This window comes from Mycobacterium branderi (genome assembly GCF_010728725.1).
Lineage (GTDB): Bacteria > Actinomycetota > Actinomycetes > Mycobacteriales > Mycobacteriaceae > Mycobacterium > Mycobacterium branderi.
Window position 1 is genome coordinate 175,093 of the sequence record NZ_AP022607.1, and the last position, 14,916, is coordinate 190,008.

The 14,916-nt window shown below is 65.1% G+C and carries 17 protein-coding genes; 10 read left to right on the top strand and 7 right to left on the bottom strand.

Going from position 1 to position 14,916, the window contains the following annotated elements:
- Positions 1-83: 83 nt before the first annotated feature.
- A complete protein-coding gene (locus tag G6N47_RS25755; RefSeq protein ID WP_083134296.1) occupies positions 84-983 on the bottom strand; it encodes an alpha/beta fold hydrolase in 900 nt (299 codons plus the stop codon).
- 170 nt (positions 984-1,153) lie between these two features.
- On the opposite strand from G6N47_RS25755, the gene G6N47_RS25760 reads away from it, so the two are divergent.
- The gene (locus tag G6N47_RS25760; RefSeq protein WP_083134297.1) at positions 1,154-2,590 is read left to right on the top strand and encodes a class I adenylate-forming enzyme family protein; all 1,437 of its coding nucleotides are present in this window, start codon (positions 1,154-1,156) and stop codon (positions 2,588-2,590) included.
- Entirely contained in the window at positions 2,587-3,726 is a 1,140-nt protein-coding gene (locus tag G6N47_RS25765) for an acyl-CoA dehydrogenase family protein (protein ID WP_083134298.1), read from the top strand. Before G6N47_RS25760 ends, G6N47_RS25765 begins: the two co-directional genes overlap by 4 nt.
- Positions 3,727-3,780: 54 nt before the next feature.
- On the opposite strand, the gene G6N47_RS25770 is transcribed toward G6N47_RS25765, so the two are convergent.
- The 5 genes from G6N47_RS25770 to G6N47_RS25790 all read right to left on the bottom strand — a co-directional run bounded on the left by G6N47_RS25770 (position 3,781) and on the right by G6N47_RS25790 (position 8,144).
- Complete coding sequence (locus tag G6N47_RS25770; protein WP_232080411.1) at positions 3,781-4,839, bottom strand: acyl-CoA dehydrogenase family protein; 1,059 nt, start codon at positions 4,837-4,839, stop codon at positions 3,781-3,783.
- A gap of 271 nt (positions 4,840-5,110) precedes the next feature.
- A complete protein-coding gene (locus G6N47_RS25775; RefSeq protein WP_232080412.1) occupies positions 5,111-6,286 on the bottom strand; it encodes a thiolase family protein in 1,176 nt (391 codons plus the stop codon).
- Positions 6,283-6,720 carry a Zn-ribbon domain-containing OB-fold protein gene (locus tag G6N47_RS25780; RefSeq protein ID WP_232080413.1) on the bottom strand — a complete coding sequence of 146 codons (438 nt, stop codon included), beginning with the start codon at positions 6,718-6,720 and terminating at the stop codon, positions 6,283-6,285. Before G6N47_RS25780 ends, G6N47_RS25775 begins: the two co-directional genes overlap by 4 nt.
- A gap of 14 nt (positions 6,721-6,734) precedes the next feature.
- Positions 6,735-7,550 carry a mycofactocin-coupled SDR family oxidoreductase gene (locus G6N47_RS25785; protein ID WP_083134301.1) on the bottom strand — a complete coding sequence of 272 codons (816 nt, stop codon included), beginning with the start codon at positions 7,548-7,550 and terminating at the stop codon, positions 6,735-6,737.
- Positions 7,551-7,589: 39 nt separating this feature from the next.
- Positions 7,590-8,144: a PaaI family thioesterase gene (locus G6N47_RS25790; protein WP_232080414.1), complete on the bottom strand. Its 555-nt coding sequence runs from the start codon at positions 8,142-8,144 to the stop codon at positions 7,590-7,592.
- A gap of 73 nt (positions 8,145-8,217) precedes the next feature.
- Between G6N47_RS25790 and G6N47_RS25795 the strand changes: the two genes are divergently transcribed.
- From G6N47_RS25795 to G6N47_RS25830, 8 genes are all read left to right on the top strand, one after another.
- Positions 8,218-9,687 carry an aldehyde dehydrogenase family protein gene (locus G6N47_RS25795; RefSeq protein WP_083134302.1) on the top strand — a complete coding sequence of 490 codons (1,470 nt, stop codon included), beginning with the start codon at positions 8,218-8,220 and terminating at the stop codon, positions 9,685-9,687.
- Positions 9,684-11,288, top strand: coding sequence for a GMC family oxidoreductase (locus G6N47_RS25800; RefSeq protein WP_083134303.1), 1,605 nt, complete (start codon positions 9,684-9,686; stop codon positions 11,286-11,288). Before G6N47_RS25795 ends, G6N47_RS25800 begins: the two co-directional genes overlap by 4 nt.
- Positions 11,289-11,375: 87 nt before the next feature.
- Positions 11,376-11,633 carry a ribbon-helix-helix domain-containing protein gene (locus G6N47_RS25805; RefSeq protein ID WP_083134304.1) on the top strand — a complete coding sequence of 86 codons (258 nt, stop codon included), beginning with the start codon at positions 11,376-11,378 and terminating at the stop codon, positions 11,631-11,633.
- Positions 11,630-12,007: a type II toxin-antitoxin system VapC family toxin gene (locus G6N47_RS25810; protein WP_083134305.1), complete on the top strand. Its 378-nt coding sequence runs from the start codon at positions 11,630-11,632 to the stop codon at positions 12,005-12,007. The genes G6N47_RS25805 and G6N47_RS25810 overlap by 4 nt, the downstream gene beginning before the upstream one ends.
- 253 nt (positions 12,008-12,260) lie before the next feature.
- Positions 12,261-12,857 carry a TetR/AcrR family transcriptional regulator gene (locus tag G6N47_RS25815; protein ID WP_083134306.1) on the top strand — a complete coding sequence of 199 codons (597 nt, stop codon included), beginning with the start codon at positions 12,261-12,263 and terminating at the stop codon, positions 12,855-12,857.
- 147 nt (positions 12,858-13,004) lie between these two features.
- Positions 13,005-13,253, top strand: a complete 249-nt coding sequence (locus G6N47_RS25820; protein WP_083134307.1) for a hypothetical protein — start codon at positions 13,005-13,007, stop codon at positions 13,251-13,253.
- A 59-nt stretch (positions 13,254-13,312) separates the two neighbouring features.
- Complete coding sequence (locus G6N47_RS25825) at positions 13,313-13,966, top strand: hypothetical protein (RefSeq protein ID WP_083134308.1); 654 nt, start codon at positions 13,313-13,315, stop codon at positions 13,964-13,966.
- Positions 13,967-14,084: 118 nt separating this feature from the next.
- The gene (locus G6N47_RS25830) at positions 14,085-14,447 is read left to right on the top strand and encodes a DUF4286 family protein (RefSeq protein WP_083134309.1); all 363 of its coding nucleotides are present in this window, start codon (positions 14,085-14,087) and stop codon (positions 14,445-14,447) included.
- 46 nt (positions 14,448-14,493) lie between these two features.
- On the opposite strand, the gene G6N47_RS25835 is transcribed toward G6N47_RS25830, so the two are convergent.
- Complete coding sequence (locus tag G6N47_RS25835; protein ID WP_083134310.1) at positions 14,494-14,907, bottom strand: nuclear transport factor 2 family protein; 414 nt, start codon at positions 14,905-14,907, stop codon at positions 14,494-14,496.
- Positions 14,908-14,916 lie beyond the last annotated feature (9 nt).

A 14,916-nucleotide genomic window follows, 5' to 3' on the forward strand; every position in this document is an offset into this window, starting at 1 on the left:
GGCATCAGGTGCTTTTAGAGAACTCGTTCGCAGCGCGCCGACGCAACATCTAGGTGGCGGTTTGGCAGCAAATGCCGTTCTCGCTACGAATTGTTCGCCTCGTTGCCGGCTGGCAGGCCCAGCAGGAAGTCGGTCATCTGGTCGACGAAGACCGCGTTGTCGTCGCCGGCCACCATGTGGGCGGCTCCGGCGACGTCGACGACCCTCGCCGCCGGGATCAGCTCCAGGAGCTCGTCAACGCCGTCGTCGCTGACAATGTCCGACATCGCCCCGCGCACGAGCAGGGTGGGCACGTCGATGCGGCGAGCGGCCGCTATCAGGCGCTGGTGACGCAGTGGCGCATCGTTCGCCTCGTCGCCCAGGCGCAAGAATTGCGGATCCCAGTGCCAGTACAGGCGGCCGTCCTCCCCGTAACGCACGTTGCGCCGCAGATTGTCGGTGTTAGCCGGTCTTCTGCGATGCGGCTGATAGGCCGCAACGGCGTCGGCCACTTCCTCCAGGGAGGCAAAACCCGACGGCGCCGATCGCATGAAGGCGCCGACCCGTTGGGCGCCGGCCATTTCGATCCGCGGCGCGATGTCGACGAGCACCAACGCGCGGGCGGCGCCTCCTCGTTCGCCCTGGCCCAAGAGCGCGGTGATGCCACCCAGTGAAGCCCCCACCACGACTGGTGGGATCGGCGTGCGGGTAAGTCGCTGCACCTGCTCGGTGATCAGTAAGAAGTCGGCAACGAAGCCATCGATGCTGTAGTCGCCGTCGGGCGCCCACGCGCTTTGCCCGTGGCCGCGGGCATCGACGGTGAACACCTGCCAATCCTCGGCCGCCAGTGATCGTGCAGCACGGTTCCACGAGTGTCGCGTTTGGCCGCCGCCGTGCAGCATCAGCAGTGCGCCGCGGTCGCCGCCGGCGACCCACCGATCTGCACACAACGACCCCGCAGCACCGGCCAGCTCCAGCCGAGCATGTGTGACATCGCTGCTCATCCGGGTCCTTGCCTTAGCTGCACATTTACTACTCAAGATCACATGCCGGCGGCCACCTGGCTAACTGTTTTGCGAAAATTCGGCTTTCGCTTCGCGGCGCTCGCTGCAGTGTCCAAACGCTTTTGCGGCTCGTACGGTTTTCAGTGCCAGTCGATTCCAGGGAGGCAAGCGTGGGCGTGGCGTCGGTGTCGGGCAAGACGGGTGTGGACGATCTTTTGACCCGCCTGTCGGTGGCCGCACCCGCGAGCACGGCGCTGATCGTCGATGGGGCCGAATACAGCTTCGGCCGGCTGGCGCAGGCCAGCGAGCAGGTAGCAGCGCAACTCGTGCCCGGCACCCGGGTGCTGGCCCGGCTGGCGAACAACGCGGCTTCCGTGGTGGCGATTCACGCAGCGTGGCGCGCCGGCTGCTCGATCGTCGCGGCGAGCACGATGGTGCCCGAGCCCGAGGTACGCCGCCGCCTCATCGCCACCGCAGCCGCCGCCCGCCTGACCCCGCTCGCCGGCGAGGGCCTGAAGGTAGACGTCGTGGACACCGGCGTCCGGGAGTTTGCTCCCGCCGGTGAGGCGGTGGTGATGTTCACCTCGGGCACCACCGGCACCCCGAAGGGGGCGTCGCTGGCGTTTTCGGCGCTGCGCGGCAGCGTCGCCGGTATCGCCCGGGGTAACGGTCTTTCCGAGGATGGTCGTGCCCCGCGTGAGCCCGCGCGGGGGCCGCGGATCGTGCTGGTTCCGATCGCCCACATGGGTGGCTTTCTCGGTGTGCTGACCGCGTGGTGGCTCGGCAAGCCGGCGCTGCTGGTCGAGAAGTTCTCCGCTGAGCGGGTTTTCGACCTTGCTCAGCGCTACCGGCTCGGCGTGCTGGGTTTGACACCGGCGATGGTGTGGGAATTGGCTCAGGCCGATGGCGAAGCGCAGCTGCCCGGCGTGGACAGCGTCACGGTCGGCACGGCGGCCATTCCCGAAGCGACACGTATCGCGTTCGAGGCCAAATACCACGTTCCGGTGCTGCGCAATTACGGGCAAACGGAGTTCGCCGGTGCCATCGCGTTCGAGCGGCCGGCCGGTACCGTGGGCCGTATTGCCCCGGGAGTCCAGGTCGCCATTCTCGGCCCGGACGGCACGCCGGTGCCAACCGGCGAAGTGGGCGAGATCGCGGCGCGTGCTGCCTCGGCGATGTCTGGCTACCTCGACACCGGCGGCCGGCCCGCCGATCCCGGAAAGTGGTTGCGCACCGGGGATCTCGGGCGGCTCGACGACAGCGGTTTTCTCTTCGTGGTGGGCCGGGTGCGAGACATGGTGGTGTGCGGCGGATTCAACGTCTATCCGGCCCAAGTCGAGGCGGCGCTCAACGATCTGCCCGGAGTTGCCGACTCCGCTGTCGCCGGGGTACCCGACGAACGGTTGGGCGAGGTTCCCGTCGCCGCCGTGGTACTACAAAGGGACGCAACGGCCGACGCCGACGCGATCCGGCGGGCTCTGCGCGACCGGCTGGCCGCCTACGAACTACCGCGGCGCGTCGTGTTCGTGGACGCGATACCGCGCCACGACTCGGGCAAGGTCAACCGCGACGAGATCGCACGACTCGTGGGCAGTCCGCAACCATGATCGCGTCTGACACCGTGGCGCTGAACGACTTCAGCGACAGCGAGTTCCGTGAGCACTTGCGCCGTTGGTTTGCCGCGAACCCGGCACCCGAACTGCCGCCGCTGAGCTGCGTTGGCGCCGATGTCGACGCCGAATACCTTGCCGCGCAGCGTCAGTGGCAGAAGCGCTTGGCGCAAGCGGGTCTGGCCGGCATCGCATGGCCTGTGCAGTACGGCGGCCAAGGTGCGTCGCCGGCTCGCCAAATGATCTTCCACGAAGAGCACCAGCGTGCCGGGGGCCGCGGCGGTGAACCGTTCTTCGTCGGGCTCTCGCATGCCGGACCGACCATCATCGCCCATGGCACCGAGCAGCAGTGCCGCCGGTGGCTGCCGGGCATCCTCGGCGGCGATCTTCTTGTTGCGCAGTGCTTCTCCGAACCGGGCGCCGGCTCGGACCTGGCGTCGATAACGACGCGGGGTGTCGTCGATGACGGCTACCTCGTCGTCAACGGTCAAAAGATCTGGAACACCCGCGCCCAGCACGCCGATGTGTGCGAATTGTTGGTCCGCACCGATCCGGCGGATCGCCACGGCGGTCTGACGTATCTGATCGCCGATATGCGCACGCCGGGAATCACCGTGCGGCCCATTACCGCCATCACCGGCAGACCCGAGTTCTGCGAGGTCTTCTTCCAAGACGCGCGGATTCCGCTGACCGATGTGCTCGGCGGTGTGGGTGAGGGCTGGAAGGTGGCCACCGCGACGCTGTTGTTCGAGCGCAGCACCGCGTTCGCCGCCATGATCATCGGGTTGCAGCGGGTGGTGGCAGAGCTTGCCGAGACCTACTCTGCGCGCCCGGTCCTGATGCATCGACTGCAAGAACTTGCCGATGACGTCTTCGCGGTGCGGGCATTGTTGTACAAGAGTGTCTCTGAGCAGCAGCACGGCGGCCAACCGGGTCCGGCGGGCAGTGCGCTCAAACTTGTTGCCACCGAGCTGAATCACGCGGTGCACAAGTTCGCCGTGCTGACCGACATCACCAAGATCGAGGACTATCTCGAATCGTTCGGGCTGCGCATTGGCGGTGGTACGTCAGAAGTCCAGCGCAATATTTTGGCCGAACGCGTCCTGGGTTTACCACGCGAGCCGCGACCGTGAACGATCCGCCGTGTTGCTTGCTGGTGGGGTCCGGCTATCGGCAGTACGTCGGCGTCAGATACCCACCAGAGCCGCCAGCCGCTCGCGATGGACAGCCGGTTCGCCGAAGAGCATCTCAGAACTTTTGGCCCGGTTGAAGTGCAACTCCGCCCGATACATCCGGGCCGAGCCATCGTCGCGCTGTATCTGCATATTTTCCGCCGCTATATCCAGGTACACCCGTGAGCACTGGACCTGCGCCATAGCGCTTGCCGCACAGAGGTTTCCGCTGTGCTCATCGAGCATCTGAGCCCCGTGGTAGACGGCGAAGCGGGCCGACTCGACGGCGAGCAACGTATCGGCGCATTTACGTTTGATCGCCTGCGAATCGCCACCCGGTGGGGCGGTCCCGGCTCGGGTTTTCACCGCCTCGACCGCCATGTCGAAGCAACGCCGGGCTCCGCCGACTTGCTCTGCCGCCAACGCAATTCCACATATCGCCTGTAGATGGTCGACCGCGTGCGGATCGTCGGACAGCGGGCGTGCCGGGGTTCGGTGGAACTCCAGCTGTGCCAGCGGCCGTGTCTGATCGAGCGGTTTGAGTGGCCGCACGGTGATGCCGGGCGCGTCGAAGTCGATGATGAACAGCCGTGTGTCGTCGCCGCTGCGCGCCGAGACGACATAGAAGTCGGCGTATTGGCCATCGATCACCTGTGACTTGACCCCGCTCACCCGGTAACCATCGGCGTCCACATCGGCATATGCGCTAACCGACTCGGCGTCGCATCGGCCGGGCACTTCGGCCAGGGCCAGCGCACCGAACCATTCCGCGGAGGCGATACCGGGAAGGTATTCGGACTTCAACGCGTCGTCGTCGGACAACATCAGCGCACCGGCCGACAACACGCACGACAGGTAGGGGGCCACCAGCAGCGCTGCGCCGGTTTGCTCGAGCATACGGGTCACCAGGCCGAATCCCCAGCCACTACCGCCGTATTTCTCCGGAATGAGCAGACCCTGCAGGCCGAACCGGCCAGCCATCTCGGCCCACAGGTCCGGGTCGCCGGCTCCGCCGGCGACCATCCACCGGCGCACCTCGGTGTCTGTCGAGCGCCGTTCCACAAAGGCCTGCACGCTGTGGAGCGACTCCGTGCACGTGCTGCAGATGTCGGATTCCATTGTCATTGCCCCGAAATGGTTACGTCGAGGCGGTTCATGACCGGGTGCGACGTCGGCCTGTCTTTCGCCGGAGATGTTCATTGACATCTGAATCCTTTTCTGCGGATGACTGCAAGGCTCAACCCTAGGAATGCGGTTCGGCCCTGCATAGCGATGAGCGTGATCTGCAGGCGAGAACCTCATTTGCGTCCGCCCACGACCTGCAGACGTATCCGCGGAGCGGCTTTCACCCCGCCACCAAGGTGAGGCCCTGGGCGTTGAAGAAGAATCCCCCCGCGGTGATCAGCGCACGCTGCGCATCGGGCACCTGGCGCTCCCCAGCCAGTCCCTGCAGTTGGTGCACCGCCTCGCGAATGTGCCCGGACGCCTGGGTGGCTCCCTCCGACAGCGATCCGCCGTGCGGATTGACTGCAACTCTGCCGTCGATGAGCACCCGGCCCGCCGCGGCGTCCCAATGATCGCCAAGAAACGCGCCGCCCTCGCCCGGTTTGCACCAGCCCGCGTTCTCAATCCAGTTCAACGCGATCGGGGTGAAACCGTCGTAGGGAAAGTACACATCGACATCGCCGATCCAGAAGTCGCTCTTGGCTTTTAGCGTGTCGATGACGACTTGCTGGCCGTTGGCGCGCAAGCCCGCGGTCTGATCCTCCTCGTTGGGCGCCACCTGGCCCAGTACCGCGGCGTGGATGAGCACCGGCGGCAGCGCCAGGTCCCGGGCACGTTCGGCGGTGGTGAGGATGAACGCATCTGCTCCGTCGACGGCGACATCCATATCGTAGAGACACAGCGGCTCGCGAATCATCCGTGCGTTGAGGTAATCGTCCATCGTCAGCGGTGCCCGCATGGCGGCGTGCGGGTTGCGGGCAGCGTTGGCGCGTGCATTGAGCGCGACGATGCCGAAATCCTCACGGGTGGCCCCATATTCGTAGAGATAGCGCGATGCCCAACCGGCGTACCCGACTGCCGCCGCCATGGTTTCCGGGCCCGGCTTGGGGTCGTTGAGCCCGGGGGTCGCGATGCGGCGAAACGGGTCTTTGAGCGCTGAGCCGGTGTTCCAGGCCGCGCGGTAGGCCGCGTGGTAGACGAGCACCGTTTCACACAAGCCCGCGTGCACCGCCGCGGCGGCCGTGGCGATGTGGTCGACCAGCGGAATCATGGGGTTGCCCGACCAGGTCAGGCGGGGAAGGCCCAGCGCGGACTGCAACTCATGCGCCGAAGGCCAACTGCCGCATAGCCCGTCGATGTCGTTCTTGGTCAAGCCGCAGGCCCGCACGGCGTCGATGCCGGCCTGCGCGGCCAGCGATGTCTGGCTGCGGGCAGTGTTCTTCGCGACGAACCCCGTGGTGGCCGCCGCGCAGATCGCCACCCGGTTTTTCATCGTGTTGCGCGTCAGGTCGCTCACGGCGCCACATCGCTTAGTTCGAAGACCGGCAGCGGGGCGCCCGCGCGCTCGATCCACCCGAGCCGTACGCGTTTGCCGATGCGGATGTTGGCGTTGCCGGCGCCGATCACCGTGGAGGTGAACCGCAGACCAGGCTGCTCGTCGAGCTCCACGGTCACCACCGGGTACGGCACCGTGTAGTCGACGCCGGGCGTCGGCGGTCCCTGATGCAGGAAGATCGCCAGGAAGATCGTTCCCTCCCCGCGCACCGGCGTCGCGGTGACGTCGAACGACCAGCACTGCGGGCACAGCGGCCGGGGTGGGGCGTGCCAGTGACCGCAGCTCTGGCACCGGTTCATCAGCAGCTGGCGGCGCAGCCGGCCACGGTAATGCTCGGCGTTGTCGTGCGTGATCGGCTGGCCGGGAAAGTGTTCGACCAGTTCGTCGTCACTCATCGTCATGGACACCCCTAGACCTTCGTGGCTCCGGTGTCCAGGGTGAGCTGGGTGCCGGTGACGGTGCGTGACAGGTCCGAGGCCAGCCACACCACGGCGTCGGAGATGTCGCCCGGATCGGCCATCGTCAGCGAGGGCAGCATGTTGCCGAACGACATGATGTAGCTGGGATGCTCGGTGAGCATCGTTGCGGTGTACGGGTCTTCGCCCATCGGTGTCGCCACCCCCCACGGGTGGATCGAGTTGACACGGATGCCGTATTCGCCGAGCTCGATCGCCGCGCTGTTGGTCAGACCCACCACACCGTGCTTGGCCGCGCTGTAGTGCGCCTGCCCGGGCAACGACTTGATCCCGGCGACCGAGCTGACGGTGATGATCGATCCCCCGTTGCCGGCCGAAATCATGTGCGGCACCGCGGCCTTCATCGTGCGCCACACCCCGGACAGGTTGACGTCGACCAGTGTCAGCCACTGCTCCTCGGACATCTCCCAGAACCGGCCCCAATTGCAGATGCCGGCGTTGGCCACCACGACATCGAGGCGGCCACCCAGCCGGCCCACCGCATCGCCGAGGATCCGCTCCAGCGTGGCGAGGTCGCGGACGTCGGCGGTCTCGACGACGAACGGCCGGCCCGCGTGCTCGAGCAGCCCGGCGGTCTCCTTGAGGTTGGCGTCGGTCGCCGGCGGGTAGGTGTTGTGTGTCGACACCGCGTCGGCGATGTCGATCGCAATGACCGAGGCGCCTTCCCCGGCTAGGCGCAGCGCGTGGCTGCGGCCCTGGCCGCGGGCCGCACCGGTGACGAACGCCACCCTGCCGTCGAGCAATCCCATTACTTCTCCTCACGTAGTCTGGCGCAGACCATCGCGGCGTCACTGTGGTTCATGGTTCACCTGGGTTTGCAGCCATTGTTCGTGGCGCTCAAAGTGATTCGCCGGGCGCAGGACCATGATCGCCTTCGCTGACGCGAGAAGTGCTCGGCTGCTGGCTAATTCGATCCGGGCCGACACGAATGCCTTGCGGCCTTCCCGGCGCTCGATCTGCGCGGTGGCGATCAGCGGTAACTCGATCGGCATCGGCTTGTGGAAAACCACCTCCAGCGTGCCGGTGACGGCGAATTCGCCGCGCAGCATCATCGTGTGCCCGACCAGCTCGTCGAGCATGCCTGCGGTCCACCCGCCGTGCGCCACATTGGGCCCGCCCTCGCTGTCGGGGGGGCACATCAGCTCACTGACGACGACACCGTCGGAGCGCAGCGTCTCGCGCTGCAGCCCCATCCGGCACCGATTCAGGTCGCGGCAACCGTGACACAGCAGCACGCCCGTCGCAGATGCCGGCGCATACATCGGTGAGTTGGGGTCGGAGCGATGGACGTGCGCCAGCATCTGTCCCAGAGTGGCGCCGGGCTGTTGTGCTGCGCTCGACATAACGTTACAGTGTAAAGGATAAAGCTTGGGACGCCAATCAGCCCTGCCCGCACGGATAGTGAAAGGCCACCAAATGACCGAGACCTCTTATGAAGGCCGGCTCTTCATCGACGGCGAGTTCCGGGAGGCCAAGTCGGGCGAACGCTACGAGGTCATCAACCCGGCCGACGAGTCCGTCGTGGCCACCGCCGCCGACGCCGGCCCGGAGGACGTCTACGACGCGGTGACGGCCGCCCGCCGGGCCGCCGACGAGACGGCGTGGGGCACCGACCACAAGTTTCGCCGCCATTGCCTCGAGCAGCTTCAGGCGGCGCTGCGCAACGAGGCCGAGGCTTTCCGCACGCTGGTCACCGCCGAGGCGGGCATAGCCGGCTCGGTGCTGCCCACTCACGTCGACGTGATGATCGACGGGATGGACTTCTGGAATGAGCTGACCACCTCCTTCCCCTGGGAGGAAGACATCGGCTCCCACACAATCCTCGGGATGAACAGCGACCGGCGCATCCGCTATGAGCCCTACGGCGTCGTCGGCGCCATCACGCCGTGGAATGCCCCGTTTATGACGGCGATCTGGAAGGTCACCCACTCGATGGCCACGGGTAACACGGTGGTGCTCAAAAGCGCTCCGGACACTCCGCTGACGGGTGCGAAGATGGCGCAGGTCATCAGCCAGACCGATGTACCGCCCGGTGTGGTGAACATGATCAGCTCGGCGGACAAGGCGATCGCCGGCGACGCGCTCACCGGCGATCCGCGGGTCGACATGTTCCACTTCACCGGCTCGCCCGGGGTCGGCCAGCGCATCATGGAGCGCGCCGCCAACGGCATCCGCCATGTCGTGCTCGAACTGGGCGGAAAGTCGGCCAATTTGTTGCTGCCCGACGCCGACCTCGACATGGCGTGTGCCCTCGGGGTGGGCATGTGCATGTCCAGCAGCGGGCAGGGCTGCGCGCTGGCCACCCGCATGATCGTGCACGCCGACATCTACGACGAGGTATTGCAACGGCTTCAGACGATGGTCAGCAACCTGCCGTGGGGTGACCCGACCGAGCCGACCACCGTGGTGGGCCCGATCATCCGCGCCGAGCAGCTCGAGCGCATCGAAGGCATGGTCGATCGTGCCAAGCAGGCGGGCGCCCGGGTGCTGTGCGGCGGCAAGCGCGGCGACCGCGGCGGCAAGGGGTTCTGGTATGAGCCGACCGTGGTCGCCGACGTCGACGAAAACTCCGAGATCGCCCAGAACGAGGTGTTCGGCCCGGTGCTCTCGGTGATTCGCTACCAGGGCGACGACGACGAGGCGGTGCGGGTCGCCAACAACACTCGGTACGGCCTGTCGGCCTACGTGCAATCCCGCGACGAGGAGCGCGCCTGGCGGGTGGCCAATCGGCTGCGGGCCGGCACGGTCAACATCAACAACTCGTTCTATCTGGGCCCGGATGCGCCGTTTAGCGGCTGGGGCATCAGCGGCGTCGGGGTCGAGCACGGCGTCGCCGGCTTCCGGGATTACCTGCGCATCAAGACCATCGCCAGCCCGGCCAAATGAGCGACTTCGACTACATCGTCGTCGGCGCCGGCTCGGCCGGCTGCGTACTGGCCAACCGGCTATCGGAGGATTCCCGCAACCGGGTGCTGCTCATCGAGGCCGGTCCTAAAGACACCAATCCGCTGATCCACGTGCCGAAGGGATTCGGCAAGCTTTTGACCAATCCCAAACTGGCCTGGCAATATCCGGTCCGGCCGATCGGGCCGTCGGCCCGCGTGGAGCAGTGGGCGCGCGGTCGAACGCTCGGCGGGTCGAGCTCCATCAACGGAATGGTCTACAACCGCGGCAGCGCCGCCGATTACGACGCACTGGTGCAGCGGGGCAACCCGGGGTGGGGCTGGGACACCATGCTGCCGATCTTCCGGCGTATCGAGAACCATCAGCTCGGCGCCAACGACATGCGCGGTGCCGGCGGGCCGCTGGACATCTCGATCGGGACCGACCTCATGGAGCCCTGCGACCAGCTGATCGAGTCCGGCGCCAAGCTGGGCTGGTCAATCACCGACGACGCTAACGGCGACGACAGCGAGCGGATCGGCCCCGCGGCCCGCACCATCAAAAACGGTCGGCGGGTAAGCGCATCGCGGGCGTTCCTGCGCCCTGCCCGCCGACGCGAAAACCTCACGATCGCGGTGAATACCACCGTCAATCGTGTTCTGTTCGAAGGTGATAAAGCGGTCGGGGTTGAAGCATCGACCGCAAAGCAGCGGCACATCACCTACGCCGCGGGCCGGGAAACCATTCTTTGTCTGGGCAGTCTGGCAACGCCGAAGCTGCTGCAGCTCTCCGGCATCGGTGAACGCTCGCTGCTGCGCAACCTGGGCATCGACACCATCGTCGACAGCCCCAACGTCGGGCGGCGCATGCGCGAGCACCATTGCTTTGCCCTGCAGTTTCGGCTGAACCGCAACATCGGGTACAACCGGCTGCTCGCCACACCGGCACGACAGGCGATCACTGCCGCCAAATACCTGCTGACACATAAGGGTCCGCTGTCGACGGCGGCCTACGACGTGATCGGCTTCTTCAAGTCCTCACCGGATCAGTCCCGCCCCGACGCACAGATTTTGATGGCGCCGTTTTCGGCCGCACCGTACGAAGCCGGCAAGGAACTCGGATTGGAGCGGGAGCCGGGCATCCAGGCGATCGGGTACGTGCTGCGTCCCGACAGCGAGGGCTATCTCACGATTATCTCGACGGACCCGGCGGCGCCCGCCGACATCGAGCCGAACTTCTTTGCCACCCAGCATGATCGAGACACCGGTGTCGCACTGTTCAACACGATGCGCCAATTGTTCAGCCAGGCACCGATTTCGCAGTATCTGGAGCGCGAGGTCAGCCCCGGGCCCGATGTCACGAGCGCCGACGCCGTCATCGACGCCGGGCTGGACTTGGGCTATTGCGGCTATCACGCGGTAGGCACATGCGCGATGGGACCGGCCGACGATGATGTCGTCGACTCGTCATTGAGGGTGCGCGGCGTCGACAACCTGCGCGTGATGGACTGCTCGGTGATGCCAACGATGGTCTCGGGCAACCTCAACGGCCCGGTGATGGCGATGGCCTGGCACGCCGCTGATCTGATTCTCGCAGCCCGGTAACACCCGCCGTCCGTGCCCCCGACGGTGTCGTGCACCACCGCAGATCGGCCGATCGACCGCATACATCATCAGATGTAAGATGATGTAGTGCGGACGCAAATCACGCTGAATGATGAGGAGATCGAACTCCTAGATCGCGCCACAAAGGCAAGTGGCGCATCCAGGTCAGAACTGATTCGTCGGGCAATTCGCATCACGTACGGAAGCCGCAACAAAGATGACCGGACCGCCGCGCTGAAGCGCAGCGCCGGCTCCTGGCGCGGGCGGAGCTTCACTGGTGCTGATTACGTCGACGCCGTTCGCGGCGACCTTAACGAGCGGCTAAGCCAACTCGGTCTGGCATGAAGCTCATTGACACCACTATCGCTGTGGATCACCTGCGGGGCGAGCCTGCTGCTGTCGAGTTGCTCGCGTCGCTGGTTGACGACGGCGAAGACCTAGCGGCCAGCGAATTGGTCCGATTCGAGCTCCTTGCGGGTACCCGAGACAAGGAGGTCCGTGCGCTTGAGGAGTTCTGCTCGGCCCTGCAATGGGCCAACGTGACCGAAGACATTGCCCGTGTCGGGGGACAACTCGCCCGTCGGTACCGAAAGAGCCATAGCGGTATCGGTGCCGTCGACTACTTGATCGCCGCGACTGCGATCGTCATCGATGCCGACCTGCTGACGACGAATGTGCGGCATTTTCCAATGTTTACCGAGCTGGACGCCCCGTACTGATTCCTACCGGAAAGTTCCGAAGCCTCTCCCCCAGCAGATGCCCGCCAACATTTCTGGCGCTCGTCTCGTGGAAGGGCCGACGATTATCCACTCGGCCAACCGCTGCTGCGGCTGAGCCGCGGCTGGCCCAGCTGTCACGCCCGTTGGTATTCGAGCCGACTGGACGCCGCGGCATAGATCAGCCGGCGTGACCAAGGAAAGAAAGGCAGAAGTGACTTGACCATCATGATGAACGCTGTTTACTATACGGCGTATGGTTGGTCGGCCGCGGGTCCGTACCGAGCGTCTCGACGAACAGTCGATCGTCGAGGCTGCGCTGGAGATCGCGCGCCGGCGGATGGCCGACCTGACGATGCGCGCGGTTAGCGACAAGCTGCAGGTGTCGGTCGGCGCGCTGTACAAGCACGTCGCCGGTCGCGAGGCGCTAGTCGCCCTCGTCGTGGAAAAGATTTTGAGCCAGGCACCGCCGATGTCGCCGGATGCCGGCGATGGCTGGTTGGCGTTGAGAGCTCAGGTGCTGGGGTTGCAGGCATTAGTCGATCAGTACCCGGGGTTAGACGAGATCATCATCGCCCATTCGCCTACTTCGCCCACAGCCAACGAGCTTCGTCGCCAGGGGATCGCTGCCCTTACCAGCCAAGGCCTTACGGCCGATGAGGCGTATCTGGTGTATCGGGCTGTCACCTACTTGTGGCTGGGGTCGCGAGTCGCGGTGCGGGGCCGGGCACGCAACAAGACCGACGTCGACACCTTCGCGCTAGCACTCGACATCTTGCTGACCGGGCTGAAGCAGGAAATCGCCGAATCGCGGCAACGGCAGACCATTTGCGAGCAGACACAAAGCGCCTAACCAACGCAACGCCGCATGAAAGGAGGGCAATTTATGAACTCGCGAATGGCCGCAGTGATCGGCTTTTTCATTCTGGCTGGGGTGTGGGCAGCCACCATCCTGACCGTTCAAGCGTTCCAGGTATTTCACTACCGGTAGGAGGTAATCATGCATGACGTTGTGCGGCTCGTCGGCATGATCGTCGCAGACATCGCCATCCTGGCTGCGTGGTGGTTCCTGGGAAGTCGGTTCGTCCCGGCTGAGCAGGCTCCGGCGTCAGCGAACGCCGAGATCGGAAAGGGCGTCTCACTACTGCATCGAATCTTGACTTATATCTGCTTTTTCCTGCTGGCAGGTTTGATCATCGAGTGCACGACGATGTTCCCGGCGATACTAGTGAGGTTCGGATGGTCGTAAAGCATTCATCACCAACGACGCCTGAATCAGCGTCGACGGCGCCGACGGAGCCGTCGTCGTTGACCGGGCCCGAAAAGAAATCACGCTGGGTCGAGCCGGCAGACGGCTGGCTGGCCGCGGGCGTCTTGCTTTGCGGCACAATGATAATCGGCCCACTGGGCACAATTCCTCTTATCATCGGTCTGGTCAAGCTGTGGCGGTCGGTCAAGGCCGGCACCAATGTGCGTCCCTGGGCGGCGACCGTTATCGGTGCGTTCTGCATGATCGACGGGATGATCAACTTCCTGCCGTGGTCGCTGGACACCTTTGCGCACAACACCGTGGTCGGCCGCACCTTCATCACCGGTTACGGACGATTCTTCGACGGCGCGTTCTATCTGAATTACAACCGCGGCGCGCTGGGCGGCGTCGAGAACCATTCCGAGAAGATGTGGCAGCTGCTGGCTGTCTTCATCTTGATGCCGATGCGCACCGTGAGCGCCTGGGCCTTCCTGCAGATGAAGACCTGGGGCCTGCACTTTATGAAAGTCTCGGCCTGGCTGTATCTGTTTCTGTGGGTGGGCTACACCATGGCGATGAGCTTGGATTTTCCGGTGCGTATGGCCAACTCTCAGTTCGGCATGGGGTGGTGGCTTTTCAACCTGTTCTACCTATCGCCGATGTTCGTGCTGCCCTACCTCTACACCGTAGACAAACGCCAATGGAATCGATGAGTTAGGAAAACAGCGCTGCTGCATCTGTGCGGCGATCACGAAAACGTAGCGGCGTTGACATTCAAACACGCCCCGATATAGTGATAGTGGCACTTACTCGAGGGAAGGTGGTTCCCCGATGGCTGACAGCTTGATGTTGGTTTTCACCAACGCCGTTGAGGGACAAGACGACGCCTTCAACGAGTGGTACGACTCGCGCCACCTCGGCGATGTGCTCGCCGTCCCGGGTGTGGTTGCCGCGCAGCGTTACGAGTTGGCCCCGATGAAGCTTCCCGAGGGTGATGAGGCGCCGGCGCAGTTGCCTGCTCCGGCGCACCGCTACCTTGCGATCTACGAGCTGGACCGCGATCCCGATGACGTGATGAAGGAGTTTCTTGGCCGCGTCGGGTCGGGCCAGATGGATCTCACCGACAGCCTGGATTTGTCGAGTATTTCGTTGGCGACCTGGAAGCCGAGCGGGAGGCGACGCCGCGCCGATTAGCCGCAATCGTGTGGCGACGCCCTCGATTTCGGCTCGGGTGGTTTAGCTATGCCAGCACCGCGGCCTCGCGTGGCACGAGGTCCCAGGCCAACTCCCGCGCGGCGAAGTACCAACCGCCGCGCTCATAAATCAGGCGGTCGTCGTAGATTCCGGTGGCCTGCAGCCGAGCGCCACTGATCAGCAACGCCACACAGCGCTGGGTGGCTTCGACACCGTCGACGCAGATTTCATGGTCGGTGGTGATCAGCCGCTTGCCGTCGCCGCCGTCGAACGCCGCCCGCAGGTCGGTGAACGTTTGCGAGCCGCACACATACGAGGCGCCGGCATGGCGGAAGGTGGAAAGCCAGCCGGGCAGATCCCCGGCGCTGTAGCACCGGTTGTGCCGGGCGGTTAAGTCCAGGATCGCTGCCCGGGCCGCGACTGCGTCGAGTACCCACTGCTGTTGGTAGGTCAGGGTCATGCGGTTCTC